Below are 18,270 nucleotides of genomic sequence, written 5' to 3'. Positions count from 1 at the left end.
CGAATACGTAGCCGCGCACGTGGCCGGCGTGTTCTCGCTGGAGGATGCCTTCGGCCTGCTGCTGTTGCGCTCGGAACTGATGGGAGCCTTGCCCGCCGGCGGTGCCATGCTGGCGCTGCAAGGACCCGCGCCGCGCCTGGCGGCCTTGTGCGGCCAGCTGCCGGCCGGCCTGGAAGTGGCGGCCTTTAACAGCCCCGAGGCCCTCGTCGTGGCGGGACCGCAGGACGCCATCGAGGCGCTGGCGCGCCAGTGCGACGGCGACGGCATCGTGCCACGCCAGCTGCCCGTCTCGCACGCCTTCCACTCGGCAGCAATGGCGCCCGTGCTGACGGCGCTCACGGCCGGTGCCGCCAGCCTGCGCCTGCAGGCACCCGCACTGCCGCTGGCCTCCAATGTCAGCGGCGAACTGGCCGGCGCCGAACTGGCCCTGCCCGGCTACTGGGCCAAGCAGGTGCGCCAGCCGGTCCGCTTCGAGCAAGGCGTGCAGGCGCTGGCCAGGGCCGGCCACACCCTGTTCCTGGAACTGGGGCCACGCCCCGTCCTGAGCCATTTCGTGCGGGCCGCCGGCAGCCAACTGACGGCCTTGCCCAGCCTGGCGCCCGGCAAGGCCCTGGCCACACTGGCCGGGACCTTGGCCGCCCTGCACGTGCGTGGCGCCGACATCGCCTGGCAGGACGTGCTGGCGCACGAACCGGTGCGCCCCACCCCGTTGCCTGCCTATCCGTTCAACCGTGCCCACTACTGGGCGATCGATCTGGAAACGAATCACATGTCATTCAATACCACCCACAGCGAGCCTGCCGAGTCCCGCCGCAACGACGCGCGCAAGGCCGATATCGCCACGGCACTGGGCGCCATGTTCGCAGAGCTGCTGGGCCAGCCCGGCACTGCGCTCAACGACAGCATTCCCCTGATGCAGCTCGGCGCCGATTCGTTCGTGATGACCGCGGCGATCAAGCGCATCCACGATACCTGGCAGGTCAAGCTGTCGATGCGCGAGCTGTTCGAACGCTATCTCACCATCGGCAGCATTGCCGAGCGCCTGCTGGAAAGCCCGGCGCCCGCGCAAGCCGGCGTGGCGGCACCGCCGTCCCGGCCCGCCGTCTCGGCCAGTACGCCTGCCGCCATCCCGGCCAGCATCCCTGTCGCCGTAACGATGCCGCCCACCGACGCGACCGTGCTGCACCGGATCAAGGCAATGTTTGCCGAGCTGCTCGGCCAGCCCGGCGCCGACCTCGACGAGGACGCGCCATTGATGCAACTGGGTGCCGATTCGTTCGTCATGACGGCGGCGATCAAGCGCATTGCCGATACGTGGGGCGTCAAGCTGTCGATGCGCGAGATGTTCGAGCAGTACCTGACCATCGCCAGCATCGCCGGGCGCCTCGGCAATGTGCCGGCGGGCCGTCCGGTCCCCGCCGCCCCCGAGCCCGCCCCTGCTACCGCTGCGCCGCTGGCCGCGCCAAGGTTCGTGACGCCCCCGGCGGCCCCGACGACGCCGTCGTTCGCAGCCCCGGCCGCGCCACGGGCCGGCTACACCCCACCGGCATTTTCCGCCGCCCCCGCCACAGTGGCGCCGGCAGGGCTGCCCGCCTGGCTAGCCGGATCGACGCTGGACGGGCGCCAGCAACGCTACCTGACGGACTTCGTCGCCCGCTACACGGCCAAGACGGCTGGCTCCAAGGCACTGGCCCAGGGCAGCCGCGCGGTGCTGTGCAATAACCGCCGGTCCTCGTCCGGCTTCCGCCTCGAAACGAAGGAACTGGCTTACCCCATCGTCGCCACCGAATCGGCCGGCGCACGCCTGCGCGACACGGACGGCAACGAGTATGTCGACCTGGCGATGGGCTTCGGCGCCACGCTGTTTGGCCACCGACCTGAGTTTGTCACGGAAGCGCTGACGGCCCAGTTGGCGAAGGGCTTCCAGATCGGACCGGAAAACGCGATGGCGCATGGCTGCGCGGAACTGATCAAGCAGGCCACGGGCGTCGAGCGGGTCCTGTTCTGCAACTCCGGCACCGAGGCGACGATGACGGCGCTGCGCATCGGCCGGGCCGCCACCCGTCGCCCGAAGGTGGTGCTGTTCCAGAACGCCTACCACGGGCACTCCGACGGCACCATGGTGGTATCCAATCCTGAAGCCCAGGAAGGCGGCGCCATGCCGATGGTGCTCGGTACGCCGCAATCGATGGTCGACGACGTCATCGTGCTGCCCTTCGCCGACATGGCGGCGATCGATCTGATCCGGCGGCACGCCCATGAAATCGGCGCCGTCATGGTCGAACCGGTGCAGAACCGGCGCCCGGACCTGCATCCGCGCGAATTCCTCCATGCGCTGCGCGAGGTGACGGCGAAGCACGGCATCGTGCTCATTTTCGACGAGATCCTGGTCGGCTTCCGCATTGCCCTGGGCGGTGCACAGCAGTGGTTCGGCGTCGAGGCCGACATGGTCACCTACGGCAAGGTGATCGGCGGCGGCTTGCCGCTGGGCGCCGTCACGGGCCGCGCCTGGTGCATGGACAAGGTCGACGGCGGCGCCTGGCGCTTTGGCGACCAGTCCGCGCCCGATGCCGACACCACGTACACGGCCGGCACGTTCTGCAAGCACCCGCTGGCGATGGCGGCCGCGCACGCGACGCTGACGGAAATGCTGCGCCATGGCCCCGCCCTGCAGCAGCAACTCAATGCCCGCGCCGAGCGGCTGGGCGAGGTCCTCAACGAGGTTTTCGCCGCCCATGCCGTGCCGCTGCGGATGCACAACTTCGGTTCCTTCTTCCGCTTCTCGCAATCGGGCAACCTGAGTTTCGTCTACCAGCCGCTGGAACTGGACCTGTTCTTCTACCACCTGATCGAAAAAGGCGTGTACGTGTGGGAGGGTCGCACCTGCTTCATCTCCACCGCCCACACCGACGCCGACATGGATCATATCGTCCGCGCGGTCAACGACAGCGTGGCCGAGCTGAAGGCGGCCGGGTTCTGGCAAGCGTCGTCCGATGCGCCGCGCGGCCCCGGCGGCGGCAAGCCGCACTCCTCGATCCTGTCGCGGGCCACCGTCGCGGCGGCGGCGCCTGCCCCGGCGGTGGCGCCACATCCGGTGCCAAGCACCGTGGCCGCCGCCCGGCCGGCCCCGCGCCCTGACTGGCCATCTGCACTGGTGGACCCCCGCTTTATCGCCACGCGCGCCAATGCCGCGCAAGTGCAGTTCAGCCTGTACTACTTCGGCAATTGCGAGGACGGCAGCGAGCATGACAAGTACGACTTCCTGCTCGAAGGGGCGCGCTTCGCCGACCGGGCCGGCTTTACCGCGCTGTGGCTGCCCGAGCGCCACTTCGATTCGTTCGGCGGCTTTTCGCCCAATCCAGCCGTCGTCGCGGCCGCGCTGGCGCGCGAAACCTCGCGCATCGACCTACGCGCCAGCGTACTGCTGCCGCTGCACCATCCGGTCCGGGTGGCCGAGGAATGGTCAGTCGTCGACAACCTGGCGCGCGGCCGCACGGGGATCGCGTTCGCCTCGGGCTGGCATGTGAACGATTTCGTCCTCAATCCCGACGCATGGGGCAATAATCGCGACGCCATGATCGAGCGTATCGGCACCGTGCAGCGCCTGTGGCTGGGCGAAACGGTCACGCTGCCAGGGCCGCAGGAGCGCCAGGTGTCGCTGAAGATGCACCCGCGTCCCGTGCGTGACGGCCTGCCGATGTGGCTGACGACCCTGGGCAACAAGGAAGTCTACGAGATCGCTGGCCGCATGGGCGTGGGCATCCTCACCAACCTGCTGGGCCAGAAGATCGAGGACGTGGCGGAGAACATCGCGCTGTACCGCGCCGCCCGCGCGCAGGCCGGCCTGGACCCCGCCGGTGGCCACGTCACCGTGCTGGTGCATACCCTGGTCGGCCACGACCTGCGCGAAGTGCGCGAGCAGGCACGTGCGCCGTTCTGCCGTTACCTGGGCTCCTCGCTGGGCCTGTTCCAGAAAATGGTGCAAAGCGAAGGACTGGCCGCCGACTTCGACGCGCTCACGGCGGACGACCGGGCCTTCCTGCTCAACGCCGCCTATGAACGGTATGCGGACGGCAGCGCCCTGATCGGCACGCCGGACAGCTGCGCGGCGGTGGTCGAACGACTGGTCGCAGCCGGCGTCAACGAGGTGGCTTGCTTCGTCGATTTCGGTGTCGATCACGGCTTCGCGGCGCAATCCTTCGGCGCCCTGGGCGAATTGCGCCAGCGCTTCGACCGCAGCGCGCCGGCGCCGTTCAACGCCGGTTCCGTCGCGCCCATCGTCGTGCGCGACACGGCGCGCCTGCAGGAGGCCCCTGCTGCATCGGCTGCTGCACCCGCCGTCGCCGCCGGCGCCGTCGCTGGGGAGCGCAAGCTGCCGCTCAGCGACGACCAGCGCATGCTGCTGTTCCTGACCAAGTTTGGCGACGACGGCATGCTGGCCTTCTCCCAGACCTCCGTCCTCGCGCTGGACGGCTCCCTCGACGCGGCCGCGCTGGAGCGCGCGTACGGCAAGGTCACGAGCCGCCACGACGCGCTGCGGATGACGATCGACGAAGCCACCAACGAGCTGGTGATCCACCCCGTCCTGGCCCATCCGATCGCCGTCGTCGACCTGCGCAGCCTGCCGCAAGAGCAGGCCGAACAGCAATTGCAGGCGCTGCTCCAGCTGGAGGCGCAGACGCCGTACGACCTGCAGCACGGCTTGCACCGCCTGACACTGCTGACCACCGGCGAACGGCGCTGGGTGCTCGTGCTGAGCGCCCACCACCTGGCGGTGGACGGCTCGTCGATCGGCGTATTCCTCGGCGAGCTGGCGGCCCTGTACCGGGCCGAAACGGGCGACCCCTGCGCGCCCGCGCTGGTGGCGCAGCCGCTGCAGGTGGGCGACCACCTGGCCTGGCGCGCCGGCCACATGGATGGCACGGCGATGCGGCAGCAGGAGGCTTTCTGGCTGGCCGCCGTGCGGGATCTGCCGGCCCCGCCCGAGCTGCCGATCGACCGCGCCCGCCCGCCCGTGAAGACCTATGCAGGCGACCGCGTCACCGTGGCGCTCGACGCCCAGTTCTATACCCGCCTGCAGGAATTTGGCCGGCAAGAAGGCTGCACTTACTTCATGGTGGCGCTGGGCGCCTTCGCCATCCTGCTGCACCGCCTGGGCCGCCATGACGAAGTGGCCATCGGCGTGCCGTTCTCCGGCCGCGGCCTGCCTGGCGGCGAGCATATCATCGGCTACCTGTCGAACGTCTACCCCGTGGTCAGCCGCCTGTCGGCCGGGATGACGGGCCGTGACTACCTGCAGGCCCTGAAGGCAAGCCTGCTGGACGTGTACGACAACCAGGAGTATCCGTTCAGCGCCCTGGTCAGCAAGGCGCTGCCCGTACGCGATGCCAGCCGGGCGCCGTTCTTCAGCGTGGCCTTCAACTGGGACCGGGTAACGCTGCCCGCCATGCCCGGCCTGACGGTGGCGCCGCTGCCATGGCGGCCCCGCTACGTCGAGTTCGAGCTGATGCCGAACCTGATGGAAGTGGACGGTGCCGTCGAGATCGCGTGGGACTACAACACCGACCTGTTCGACCGCGAGACGGTCGCGCAACTGGCCGCGCAGTTCAGCGTGCTGCTGCGCGAACTGGTCGACGCGCCGCTGGCGCCCGTTGCCCAACTGCCGCTGCTGGACGATACCGGCCGCGCGGCCGTGCTGGCGAAGGCCGGCAACAGCGCGCCGGCGCCGGCGGGACAGACCCTGAGCCAGCTGCTGGACGACTGCGCGGCGCGGCATCCGAAGCGGGTCGCGGCGCGCTGCGGACAGCGCGCCATCACGTACGCGGATCTGGCCAAGGGCGCGAACCGCATCGCCAACCACCTGAAGCAATACGGCATCGGTGCCGGTGCCGTCGTCGCCATCGCCTGCGATCCGTCGATCGAACAGCTGCTGGCGATCCACGGCGTGCTCAAGGCGGGCGCCGCCTACCTGCCGCTGAACCTGCGTTATCCGGCCGAACGCCTGCGCGCCATCATGGACGACGCCGGCGCCGCCATGCTGCTGCACCAGGCCGACGTCGCGCAAGCCCTGCTGGCCGACGACCGCCGCCCCAAGGCCCTGCTGGACGAGCCGATGCGCACCTTCAAGGCGGCATCGTCGCGCCAGCCGGAGGCCGCGCAGGACGCCGCAGGCCTGGCATACCTGATGTATACCTCGGGCAGCAGCGGCACACCGAAGGGCGTGCGCGTGACCCAGCACAATGTGATGCGGTTTGCCGGCGCGGCCCTGGCCGCGTTGGACATGACGGGCGGCGAGACCTGGCTCAATGTGGCGCCGACCGCCTTCGACATGTCGGTACCGGATTTCTTCCTGCCCCTGTTCGGCGCCGGCTGCTGCGTCATCGCGACGGCCGACGAACGCCTCGCCCCCCGCTGTATCATGGCCCTGCTCGACGAACACCGGGTCGACTTCATGCAGGCCACGCCCACCATGTGGCGCATGCTGGTCAATGACGAATGGCGCGGCAGCATGCGCCTGCGCATCTGCGCCGGCGGCGAACTGCTCGACGCGGCGCTGGCGCGGCGCCTGCTGGCGCTCGGCCACTCGCTGTGGAACGGCTATGGCCCTACCGAGACGACGGTGTGGTCGAACCTGCTCCGGATCGAGCCGCGCCACCTGGAGCGTGCACTGGTGCCGGTCGGCCCGGCGCTGCCCCACCTGGCCGTCCACGTCGTCGATCCCGCCGGCCAGCCGGTACCGGAGGGCCACCTGGGCGAGGTGCTGATCGCCGGCGACGGCGTGGCGGCGGGCTACCTGGGCAACGATGAACTGAACCGCGCACGCTTCGTGGCCGATCCCTTCGGTCCGGGCCGCGCCTACCGCAGCGGCGACCTGGGACGCTATCGCGCCAACGGCGGCCTGGATATCGTCGGACGGGTTGACGAACAGGTCAAGCTGCGCGGCTTCCGCGTCGAACTGGGCGAAATCGACGCGGCGCTGCTGCGCCTGGCCGGCGTGCGCGAGGCTGCCAGCGTACTGCAAGCTTCCGCGAATGGCGAGGCCAGCATCGTCAGCCACGTTTGCCTGGCCGGCCAGGCCGCCACGTCCGGTGCGGCCCTGCGCCAGGAGCTCAAGGCCCTGCTGCCCGACTACATGGTGCCTTCGCTGGTCAATATCGTCGATGCCCTGCCCCACTCGGCCAATGGCAAGGTCGACCGCCGCCGCCTGCCCGTGGCGACCGCGGCACCGGCCGACGATCGGCCATTCGTGGCGCCGGCCAGCGCCGACGAACAGGCGCTGGCGCAGGTGTTCGGCCAGGTCCTGGGCGTTGCCGCCGTGGGACGAGACGACGATTTCTTCGAACTGGGCGGCAGCTCGCTGCAACTGGCGCAGTTGCAGGGCGCCATCCAGGCCGCACTGGGCGTGGCGCTGCGCATCACCCAGCTGTTCCAGTACACCACCGTCGCCCAGCTGGCCGCCCTGCTGCCTTCGGCGCGGGGCGAAGACGGCGTGGCGACGGCGCCGGCGGCGCATGATGGTGCCGCGGTGGCGCCGGCAGCGCGACGGCTGCTGCCGGCGCTGCCCAGCTTCCGCTATCACGCCGAGCAGTTCGGCTACCGCCACCATTTCAACCTGGCCAAGCTGTTCCGCGTGATCGCCCCGGCGCTGACGCGCGAATTGCTGGAACAAGCCTGGCAGGACGTGGTACGCCACCACGAAGCCTTGTGCCTGCAATTGTGGCAGCACGATGGCCGCTGGCAGCAACGCGTGGGCGATGGCGCGGCGGTGCCGCTGCGCTTTTGCGACCTGGCCGGCCTGCCTGCGAACGAGCGGACAGCGGCGCTGGAGCGCCACGCAGCCGGCCTGCAGACGGGCTTCCGCCTCGAACAGGGTGCGCCGCTGTGCAGCGCGACCTGGTTCGCGATGGGCGACGGCGAGCCGGCCCGCCTGCTGCTCATCTGCCACTTCGGCGTGACCGACGCCTACGGCTTCCAACTGGTGGTGGAAGACCTGCTCGCCGCAAGCGAGGCGAGGATCGCCGGCCGGGTCGCCGTGCTGCCGCCGTCCAGCGCGTTCTCCGAGTGGCTGCTGCGCTATCACCAGTACGCCAACGGCGAAGCGCTGGCCGAAGCGTCGCACTGGCTCGGCTTGCCATGGCAGCATTGCCAGCCGCTGGTGCTCGACGCCATCGGCGACGAGGAAGCGGCGGCGCGCCTGGCTACGCTGTCCGATGCGCACGACTACGCTTCCCTGCATGCGCTGCTCACCGGCGGCGGCGATGCCACGTCCCTGCACCGGCTGTCCGAGCGCCAGGCCATCCATTACGTCGAGCTGCCGGCAGCCGCCACGGCGGCGTTGAACGATGCAGTGCGCCGGCTCGGCAGCGGCGACCTGGTCGACGCACTGCTGCTGGCCTGGCACGATGCCTGGAGCGACCGGATGCGCGCCGGCACCCTGGCCGTCGACTTCATGTTCTCCAATCGTAAGCCGCAGTTCCCCGGCGTCGATGTCGCCCGCACGGTGATGCGGGCCGCGGAAAACGTCACCTTGCTGCTGGCGCCGGACACCTCGGCCAGTGCCGCCGAACGCCTGGCGGCCGTCGCCGCGGCACGGCGCCAGCACCCGCGCAACGGTATCGGTCTGCCGGCGTTGCGCTACCTGTGCGACGACGCCGCGATGGCGCGGCGGATGGCGGCCCTGCCGCTGCCGCAGATCGGTTTCAATTACCTGTCGCTGCTGCCGGCCGAGCAGGGCAAGGTGGGCGACCTGCTCGAGTATGCGGCCGAATGCGCGGGTCCCTGCATCGACTACCGCACTCCCGCCCCGCGCCGCGTGGCCTGCCAGTTGTACGTGGACCGCGCCGGCGCCGGCACCGTGTTCGCCCTCGCCTACGACCCGCGCCAGCTGCGCCATGCCAGCGTGGTGCGGGTCGCCGAGCGCTTCCTCCAGTGTTTGAACAGTTTGTCCGAGCCCTCGACGGCGGCGGTGTAAGCACGCAAGCCGCCAACCGTCCATTTTTATCCGAGAAAGAAAAACATGAGCACATCTACCTCCGCACTTCATCAACTCAGCCCGGAAGAGCTGGCGCAATTTCACCGCGACGGCGTGATCGGTCCGTTCAAGCTGTACGAACCGGAAGAGGCGAAAGCCATGCTGCATGCGATCCGCATGAAAAACCTCGACAAGACCCATGCGATCCACCAGAACGAAGTCAATTACGACCGCCATTTCGACATTCCTGAACTGAGCCGCCATATCGCCCATCCGGGCATCGTCGGGCGCGTGCAGGGCATCCTGGGCGCCGACCTGCTGTGCTGGCGCAGCGAGTTCTTTCCGAAGTTTCCCGGCGCCGCCGGCACGGAATGGCACCAGGTGGCCAACTACCAGTACGCCACGGGCAAGCCGATGCTGGAAGCGACGGAACAGCGCGGCGAGGACAACTACCTCGACGTGACCGTGTGGACGGCGTTCACCGAGGCGACCCTGGAAAACGGCTGCATGAAATTCCTGCCCGGCAGCCATCGCAAGGTCTATTACGACGAGTCCAAGCTGACCGAAGTCGGCCGGCAGGACCAGTACGTGTCGGTCAACAGCGATACCCAGTTCTTCGGCTATGACTTCCAGGAGTTCAAGGTCGATCCGAAATGGCAGCCGGACGAGAACGAGGCCCTGACGATGCGCATGCAGCCGGGCGAATGCGTCATCTTCACGGCCAAGTGCGTCCACGCGTCGCACCCGAACATCACCAAGCGCAGCACCCGTTTCGCCATCACGGCGCGCTATACGCCGACCCACGTGCGCGTGTATCCGGACCAGTCGCGCTTTCAGGCTCATGGCGGCACCTTCGACCTGACCGAATCAAACTACGGCGCCGTGCTCGTCAGCGGCGTCGACAACTACGGGCACAACGCCATCCGTACCGAGAACAACCTGGGCGAGCCTTTCCCCTTCGTGCCGGCGGCGCCGGCGCGCGCGGCGTAATGCCGGCCTTGAACCGGCCCGCGCCCGCGAAGGCGGGTGTGCTGCGGCGCCTGGCGGCCCCCCAACAGGCGCAGGCTCGCCTGATCTGCTTCCCTTGCGCGGGCGCGGCGGCGAGCTTCTACCTGCCCTGGCGCGGCCTGCTCGGCGACCGGATCGCGCTGTGGGCGGTGCAGCCGCCGGGGCGCGAGGACCGTGTCGCCGCCGGCCCGGTTCACTGCTGGGAAAGCCTGACCGGCGAGGTGGTCGACGCGATTCGTGCAATGGACGACGGCCTGCCGACCTTCCTGCTGGGCCACAGCATGGGCGCCCTGCTGGCGTTCGAGGTGGCCCACGCGCTGGCGCGGGACGCCCGCACGGCGCCCCTGCACCTGTTCGTGTCTGGCCACAGCGCGCCCGAACTACGCAACGAGCGCGCGACGCACCTGTTGCCCGACGCCGAACTGGTCGAGGTGCTGCGCCGGTACGAAGGCACCGACCCCGCGCTGTTCGCCAACCGCGAGCTGCTCGAACTGTTCCTGCCCGTGATTCGTGCCGACCTGGCCCTGGACGCCGCCTACCGCTGCGCGCCGCGCCGGCCCCTGGCCGTGCCGTTCACGGCCTTCGCGGGCGCCGACGACTTCGTCGCGCCGCCGGCCAGCGTGCAGGGCTGGCGGCGGCACACGTCGGACCGCTTCGCCTTGCGCGTTTTCCCCGGCGGGCATTTCTTTATCCGAAACCAGCTCGGCCCGATCGCCGATGCCGTCGCCACGCACATCCACGGGGCGCTTGCGCTTCGCTCCAACGCCACTGTTACCCATTGATCCTCACTGACCTTTATGCCTGACTACCACAGCCTAGAAGCCGAAACCGCCGGCCTGTCGATCCTGCACGGCGCCCCACTCACCGACGATCCCGGCGCGCCCCAGTGCCTGGCCGACGCGCTGGCGCGCGCCGCGCGCGCCGACCACGGCATTACCTACCTGCGCGACAAGGGCGACAGCCACGTCCTTCCTTACGCACAGCTCCACCGCGAGGCGCTGCGCGTGGCCGCCGGCCTGGCCGCCCAGGGCGTGCGGCCCGGCCAGCCGGTGCTGCTGCAACTGACCCATGCGGCAGAATTCCTGCCCGCGTTCTGGGGCTGCGTCCATGCCGGCGCCGTGCCCGTGCCGATGGCAGTGCCGTCGCTTTACCAGCCGGACGACCAGGTCGCCGCGCGCCTGCTGCATGGCGCGGAGCGTTTCCCCGGCGCACCGCTGATCTGCCAGCCGCAGGCCCGTGCGGCGCTGGCCGGGCTGCTTGCCGGCCACGGCGCGTCGCCCCTGCTGCCGCTCGACGCCCTGCTGGCCCACGCGCCGGCGGCGGCCGCGCACCGGTGCGACCCGGACCAGCCGGCCTTGTACCTGCTGACCTCCGGCAGTACCGCACGCCCGAAGGTGGTGCCGCAGACGCATCGCCGCCTGCTGGCCCGTTCGCGCGCGACCATCCTGCACAACGGCTTCCACGCCGACGACGTCAGCCTGAACTGGCTGCCGCTCGATCACGTGGGTGGCCTCGTGATGTTCCATTTGCGCGACGTGGTCGCGGGCTGCCATCAGATCCAGGCCCCGCTGACGGCGTTCCTCGAACGGCCGTTGCGCTGGCTGGACTGGTGCAGCAGCCACCGCGTCACCATCACATGGGCGCCTAATTTCGCCTACCACCTGATCAACCAGCATGCCGACGAGATCGCGGCCGCCCGCTGGGACCTGGCGCCGCTGCGCTTCATCCTCAACGGCGGCGAACCCGTGGTGGCCTCGCATGCGCACCAGTTCATGGCGTTGCTGCGCCCCCATGGACTGCGGGACGACGCCATGCATCCCGCCTGGGGGATGTCGGAAACCTGTTCCGGCATCGTCTACAACGACCGCTTCCATCAGCTGCCGGCCACGCGGGACGGCCATGTCAGCGTGGGCGGGCCGCTTCCCGGCGCGAGCGTGCGCCTGGTCGACGGACAGCAGCAGGCCGTGCCCCAGGGCGAGCCGGGACGGCTGCAGGTACGCGGCGTATCGGTTTTCGACGGCTACCTGGGCGATGCGGATGCCAACAGGGCGGCGTTCACGGCCGACGGCTGGTTCGACACGGGCGACCGCGGCGTCATCGAGGACGGGCAGCTGGCCATCGTCGGGCGCGACAAGGATATCCTGATCATCAACGGCCACAATGTCAGCGCCCATGAAATCGAAAGCGTCATCGACGAGGTCGACGGCGTCCTGCCCAGCTTTACGGCCGTGCTACCGGTGCGTGCCGAAGGCGACGCCACGGACCGGGTGGCGGCCTTCTTCGCCTCGTCGGGCGCGGTATCGGACACCCTGCTGCGCGCCGTGCGCGAGCGGCTGACCCGCAAGCTGCGGCTGGCGCCGGATTACCTGGTGCCCGTGACCCCGGCGGCCGTGCCGAAGACGTCGATCGGCAAGATCCAGAAGGAGGTACTGGCGGCGGCGCTGCGCGACGGCCGCCTGATGCCGGCCTACCTGAGCGCGGGGGCGGCCTGGCCGCTGCTGGCGCCCACCCCGCCAGGCTTGCTGCACCGGCGCGTATGGCAGGAAACGCCCGTGCCCGGGCCCGCCGGCGCGGTCAGGCACATCGGCCTGGCCTTTGCCGACGACACCATGCAGGAACTGGGCAATGCGCTGGCGGCGAGGGGCCATACGTTGACGCGACTGCCGCTCGACCCCCATGCCGGGCCCGACTTCCCCGCCTACCTCGGCACGCAACTGCAGATCGACACGCTGCCGGAACTGATCGTCTTCGCCTGGCCGACGGGGGCCGGCGAATACGGCCTGTGGAATCTGCTGAGCTTGTTGCAGCTGGAGGGACGGACGCTGGCGCGCCGCCGCGCAACGCTGCTGGTGGTGGGCCGGAACGTGCAGCGCGTGGGCCCCGGCGACGCGCCCGTGGAAGCGGCCGATGCGCTGCCGATCGGCGTGCTGCGGGCCGCCGCGCAGGAGTATCCAGGCTTGACCTGCCGCCACCTCGACATCGGCGCACTGCCCGTGGCGGCGCTGGCCGAACTGCTGGAGCGGGAAGCGGCCGGCTGCGCCGAGCGCGAGGTCGAGGTGGCCTACCGCGACGTCCGCCGCCACGTGGCGCGCCTGGCGGCCGTGCCGGCCCGCCCGCGCCGTCCTGCCGCCATCCGTCCCGAGGGCCGCTACCTCGTCGTCGGCGGGCTGGGCGGCATCGGCAGTCTGGTCAGTGGTGCATTGCTGGAGCGCCTGCAGGCGCGCGTCGCCATCGTCGGACGGGGCACGATGCCGGCCGGTCCCGCGCTGGAACGCTACGAGGACCTCACGCGCCGCCATCCCGGACGGGTCGCCTACTTCAGCGCCAACGTCACCCGTGGCGACACACTGGAGCAGGCCGTCGCGGCGGCGCAAGTGTGGGCCGGCGGCAAGCTCGACGGCATCTTCAACCTGGCCGGCACGTTCGCCTCGTGCGCCATCGCCGAGCTGGCATTGCAGGACATCGCGCCGGCCCTGGCAGGCAAGCTGCACGGGGGCGAACAGCTTTACCGGCTGGCCACGGCGCACGCCATTCCATTACTGGTGCAGTTCTCGTCCGTGAATGGCTACTTCGGCGGCGCGGGCACGGCCCTGTATGCCGCCGCCAACCGCAGCCAGGAAGCGCTGGCCGAGCGGGCACTGGGTGTCGCGGGCGGGCCGGATGTGCGCTGCCTGAGCTGGTCGATGTGGCAGGAAACGGGACTGAGCGCCGGTTTCGCCCAGACCGAACTGACGCGCCAGCGGGGCTATCGGGTACTGACGCCGGAAGCCGGCGTGGCCGCTTTCTGGGCCGCGCTGGCGGCCGACTGCCACAGCCCGCTGATCGGCATCGATGCCGCCAATCCCGCCATGGTCGCCGAGATGATGGCGACGGCGCGCCCGCAGGAACTGCAGGAAGCGACGCCCGCGGCGACCCAGTCAGCGCCGACATTGCCGCCGTCCGCGCCGGCCGTCACGGCCGATACCCTCGAGGGAACGCTGTCCGCGATCTGGGTGGCGCTGCTCGAACTGGACGAGCCGCCGGAGCCGGATGACAACCTGTTCGACCTGGGCGGCCATTCGCTGCTGCTGCCACGGATGCAGCAGGATATCCGCGCCCGGACGGGCTTCGAGGTGGAGGCGGTGCAGCTGTTCCAGTATCCCACCGTGAGCACGCTGGCCGCGCATCTGCGCGAACGGGTGCAGGCGCCGGCCGCCGGTGCCGCGCGCGATTTCGAGGAGGATATCGCCGCTGTCTGGCGCGAGGTGCTCGAACTCGAGGAACTGGATCCCGACGACAACCTGTTCGATCTCGGCGGGCATTCGCTGCTGCTGCCGCGCATCTGCGAACTGATACGCCAGCGCACCTCGGTGGAACTGCAGCTGGTCGAGCTGTTCCAGTTCCCTACCTTGGGCGCGCTGGCGCACCACGTGGAAGCGCAAGCCGGCGGCAGGTCCGGGCGATGATGCTCTCGAAATGGTTCGTGCGCTACGGCGCCGCGCAGCCGCAGGCCCCCAGGCTGCTGGTGGCATGCCATTTCGCCGGCGGCGCCGCATCCGCTTTTCGCCAGTGGCCGGCGCTGCTGGCGGGCGAGGCCGAATGCATCTCCGTGCAGTTGCCCGGGCGCGAGACCCGCATCGACGAACCGTTCTGCCTGTGCCTGGATACCGTGGCGAAGTCGGCTTGCGACGCCATCGCCACGGTAGCCCGCGGCCGGCCCGTCAGCCTGTTCGGCCACAGCATGGGTGCGCTGATCGCGCTGGCGATCGCCCAGCAGGTGCAGCGCGCGGGCAGCTTCGGCCTGGACGGGCTGGCGGTATCGGCACGGCGCGCACCCCACCTGCCCGTGTTCGAGCCCGACCTGCTCCACTGCAGCGATGCCACCTTGCTCGAATGCCTGCGTGCATTCGACGGCTTGCCGCCCGAAGTGCTGGACGAGCCGGAACTGAAGGGCAAGCTGCTGGACCGGGTGCGCGCCGACTTCGTGCTGGCCGACGCGGGGCGCCGCCTGGCTCCGCCCGAGCGCGGCCTGCATTGCCCCCTGCTGGCACTGGGCGGCGTCGACGACCAGACGGTCGGCCTGGCCCACCTGTTGCCGTGGCAGCGCTATACGGCGTCCGCGTTCAAGCTGGCCCTGATGCCTGGCGGTCACTTCTATCTCCGGGCACCGAGCAATATGCGCCGGCTGCGCACGGCACTGCTGGACTTTCCCAGCGCCGTGTCGCCTTCCCAACCCCTGTAAAAGCGAGTTTTTCATGTCTGTCGAAAATACCAAGTTTTATAAGCTGACCACACCCATCTTCATCCAGATGGTGCTGCTGGTCGTCATCTTCCTCACTGACACGGTGTTCCTCAGCCGCGTCTCCGACGCCGCCGTCGCCGGCGTAGGCGGGATGATGCCGCTGCTGCTGTCGGGCATCGCGTTGATGCATGCCTTCTCGGACAGCGGCACCAGCCTGCTGGGCCAGGCCCTGGGCGCGGGACAACCGCGCCGCGTGTCGGCCGTGTTTGCCGTGATGCTGTTGATCGGCCTGCTGGTCGGTTGCTCGCTGAGCCTGTCCTTCTACGGCCTGTCCGGCCGCCTGGGCAACTGGATGGGCTTCAGCCCGGACGTGGCCGAAGCGAGCCGCCAGTACGTGCTGTACATCGCGCCGCTGTTCCTGATGGACGCGTTCTTCATCAACCTCAACTCGTTGCTGTTTGCCCACGGCGAAACGCGCTGGAACATGTACGCTGCGATCGGCTCGGCGGTCACGAACTTCGTCTGCAACATCGGCCTGATGTACGAGTGGGTACCGGGCTGGCGCCTGGGACCGGCCGAGGTGGCAATGGCGACGCTGGCGGCGCAGATTCCTCCCATCCTCATCATGGCCTATGCCGTCTTCGTGCGCCTGGGCGTGCGCCTGCGACTGAACACGATCAGCCGCACCGACGCCGTGTGGGGACTCAAGCGGCTGCTGCGTATCGGCCTGCCCGCCACCGTCGAACCGGTGTCGCAGAATGCCAGCCAGCTGGTGATGATGTCGATGCTGGCCATCACGGGCACGGCCGCCGTCGCCGCTTTCGCCTACGGCAAGAACCTGTTCGTGCTGCTGTCCTATGCAGGCGGCATCTCCATCGGCATCGGTACCCAGATCGTCGTTTCGCACTACCAGGGCAAGGGCGCCTTCGCGCAGGCCGACAGTCGGCTGAAAACGAGCCTCAAGCAGTTCATTCCGTTCGCCATCCTCGTCGTCATCCTCGTGAACCTGGGCGCGCACTGGATCCTGGGCCTGCTGACGCACGATCCGGAAATCATCCGCATGGGCCAGCTGGTGCTGCTGTACCTGCTGATCATCGAACCGATGCGCGCCGCCAATTTCATCATCTATCCGTCGCTGCGCGGTTCGGGCGACGTCAACGTCCCCGTGGCGGCGAGCATCGTCGCGCACTGGGGCTTCGGCGTGGGCCTGGCCTGGTACCTGGCCATGCATCTGGGCTGGGGCATGGCCGGCGTGTTGGCCGGCATCGCCGCCGACGAGCTGGTTCGCGCAATGGTGAACCTGCAGCGCTGGCATGCGGGTCACTGGCAGGCCTATTGCACGCCCGCCACCGCGGCCAGCCCCAGCGCCTGATACAAGCCCGTGCGGGGCGCCCTGCCCCGCCATCGATCCATCAACGCAAAGCAGTGTTCCGGAAAGAAGGAATGAGATGAGCAGCAAGCAAGACCAGCAGATCGCGGTCGTCGGCATGGCTGTGCGCTTCCCCGAGGCGCCCACGCTGGACGCCTATTGGGCCAACCTGATCGCGGGGCGGTGTTCGGTCCAGCGCTTCAGCAAGGAAGCAGCCATTGCCGACGGCGTGCCACGCAGCGAGGCGGAACGGGACGACTATGTGCCGGCGTCGGCACTGGTCGACGGCGTCGACCGCTTCGATGCGGGCTTCTTCGGCTTCAGCCGGCGCGAAGCGGAAGTGATGGACCCGCAGTACCGGCTGTTCCTGGAAACGGGCTGGGCGGCGCTGGAGGCGGCCGGCCAGACGGGCCGCCGGCGCTCGGACAGCATCGGCGTCTTCGCGACCTCGGGGATGAGCCTGTATTCCGGGAAGGAGATGAACACCTATTACCGCGTCAACGTGGCCCATCATGAGGAATTGCTGGACACGATCGACGCCATCCAGATCAAGGTATTGAATGACAAGGACTATCTGCCGACCCAGCTGTCGTACCGCCTCAACCTGAAAGGCCCCAGCATGGCCGTGCAGACGGCCTGTTCGTCGGCCCTCGTCGCATTGCAACTGGCCGTCCAGAGCCTGCGCCGTGGCGAGTGCGATGTCGCGCTGGTCGGCGCCTCGGCCATCCATGCGCCCCGCCACGCAGGCTACCGCTACAGCGAGGGCAGCATCTATTCGTCCCAGGGGGTCTGCCGTCCGTTCGAACAGCACGCCGCCGGCATTGTCGGCGGCAACGGTGTCGGCGTGGTGGTGCTGCGCCGGCGCGACTGCGCGCTGCGCGACAACGATCGCGTGCACGCCCTGATCCAGGGCATCGCGGTCAACAACGACGGCGCCAACAAGGTCAGTTACGCAGCGCCCAGCATCGAGGGCCAGAAGGCCAATATCCGGGCCGCGCTGCGCGACGCCGGCATCTCGGCGGCGCTGATCGGCATGGTGGAGGCCCACGGCACAGGCACCGCGATGGGCGATCCCATCGAAGTGGCCGCGCTGGCCCAGGTATTCGGTGAGGCGAAGATGGCGCCGGCCAGTTGCGCCATCGGATCCGTCAAATCCAATATCGGCCACCTCGACACGGCCGCCGGCATGGCCAGTCTCGTCAAGGCGATCCTCGCCGTGGAACACGCGGTGATCCCGCCGACGGCGGGCTTCGTGGCGCCCAATCCCCTGCTCAACCTGGCGCGCACGCCGTTCTACGTCAACGCCCAGGCGCAGGAGTGGCCTGCGGCGGACGGCCCCCGGCGCGCGCTGGTGTGCGCCACCGGCGCCGGCGGCACGAATGCCCACGTGGTGCTGGCTTCCTGCACTGGGCAGGACGGCGTACCGGCAGCGCCGCGGGGCAAAGGCGGGGAAGCGCAGGAAGCGCAGGAAGCGCAGGGTGCGGACGACGCAGTACGACTGCTGCCGCTGTCGGCCAAGGACGAGGCCAGCCTGCGGGCACAGGCGCGCCAGTACGCCGCGCTGCTGCGCATGGACACGGCGAGCCTGCGCGACATCTGCTATACGGCCGCCACGCGCCGCGAGCATTTCCGCTGGCGCCTGGCGGCCGTGGGCCAATCGCGCCGGCAACTGGCCGAGGCCCTCGACGCCATCGCCGATGG

7 protein-coding genes are annotated in these 18,270 nt (G+C 69.5%); all 7 read left to right on the top strand.

Going from position 1 to position 18,270, the window contains the following annotated elements; all coding sequences use genetic code 11:
• Positions 1 to 8,971, top strand: an 8,971-nt coding sequence (locus GM672_RS23815; protein ID WP_155473018.1) for a non-ribosomal peptide synthetase, incomplete at its 5' end; no start/stop codon positions are given.
• Between the two features lie 45 nt (positions 8,972 to 9,016).
• A complete protein-coding gene (locus tag GM672_RS23810) occupies positions 9,017 to 9,961 on the top strand; it encodes a chlorinating enzyme (RefSeq protein WP_155473017.1) in 945 nt (314 codons plus the stop codon).
• Positions 9,961 to 10,761, top strand: coding sequence for a thioesterase II family protein (locus tag GM672_RS23805; protein WP_155473016.1), 801 nt, complete (start codon positions 9,961 to 9,963; stop codon positions 10,759 to 10,761). Before GM672_RS23810 ends, GM672_RS23805 begins: the two co-directional genes overlap by 1 nt.
• 15 nt (positions 10,762 to 10,776) lie before the next feature.
• Positions 10,777 to 14,424 (top strand): SDR family NAD(P)-dependent oxidoreductase, encoded by a 3,648-nt coding sequence (locus GM672_RS23800; RefSeq protein ID WP_155473015.1) that lies wholly within the window; start codon positions 10,777 to 10,779, stop codon positions 14,422 to 14,424.
• On the top strand, positions 14,421 to 15,200 hold the full coding sequence (locus tag GM672_RS23795; protein ID WP_155473014.1) for a thioesterase II family protein: 780 nt from the start codon (positions 14,421 to 14,423) through the stop codon (positions 15,198 to 15,200). Before GM672_RS23800 ends, GM672_RS23795 begins: the two co-directional genes overlap by 4 nt.
• Positions 15,201 to 15,213: 13 nt before the next feature.
• Positions 15,214 to 16,572 carry an MATE family efflux transporter gene (locus GM672_RS23790; protein WP_155473013.1) on the top strand — a complete coding sequence of 453 codons (1,359 nt, stop codon included), beginning with the start codon at positions 15,214 to 15,216 and terminating at the stop codon, positions 16,570 to 16,572.
• 76 nt (positions 16,573 to 16,648) lie between these two features.
• A partial coding sequence (locus GM672_RS23785) for a beta-ketoacyl synthase N-terminal-like domain-containing protein (RefSeq protein ID WP_229417909.1) occupies positions 16,649 to 18,270 on the top strand: 1,622 nt, incomplete at its 3' end.

Origin of the sequence: Pseudoduganella buxea (genome assembly GCF_009720835.1) — a bacterium.
Classification (GTDB): domain Bacteria; phylum Pseudomonadota; class Gammaproteobacteria; order Burkholderiales; family Burkholderiaceae_D; genus Rugamonas; species Rugamonas buxea.
This window is presented reverse-complemented; position numbering and strand designations above follow the sequence as displayed.

Bases quoted from the DNA above. Each gene is read 5' to 3' on its own strand.
- GM672_RS23810 (WP_155473017.1), top strand. From the start codon at position 9,017: ATGAGCACATCTACCTCCGCACTTCATCAACTCAGCCCGGAAGAGCTG.
- GM672_RS23805 (WP_155473016.1), top strand. From the start codon at position 9,961: ATGCCGGCCTTGAACCGGCCCGCGCCCGCGAAGGCGGGTGTGCTGCGG.
- GM672_RS23800 (WP_155473015.1), top strand. From the start codon at position 10,777: ATGCCTGACTACCACAGCCTAGAAGCCGAAACCGCCGGCCTGTCGATC.
- GM672_RS23795 (WP_155473014.1), top strand. From the start codon at position 14,421: ATGATGCTCTCGAAATGGTTCGTGCGCTACGGCGCCGCGCAGCCGCAG.
- GM672_RS23790 (WP_155473013.1), top strand. From the start codon at position 15,214: ATGTCTGTCGAAAATACCAAGTTTTATAAGCTGACCACACCCATCTTC.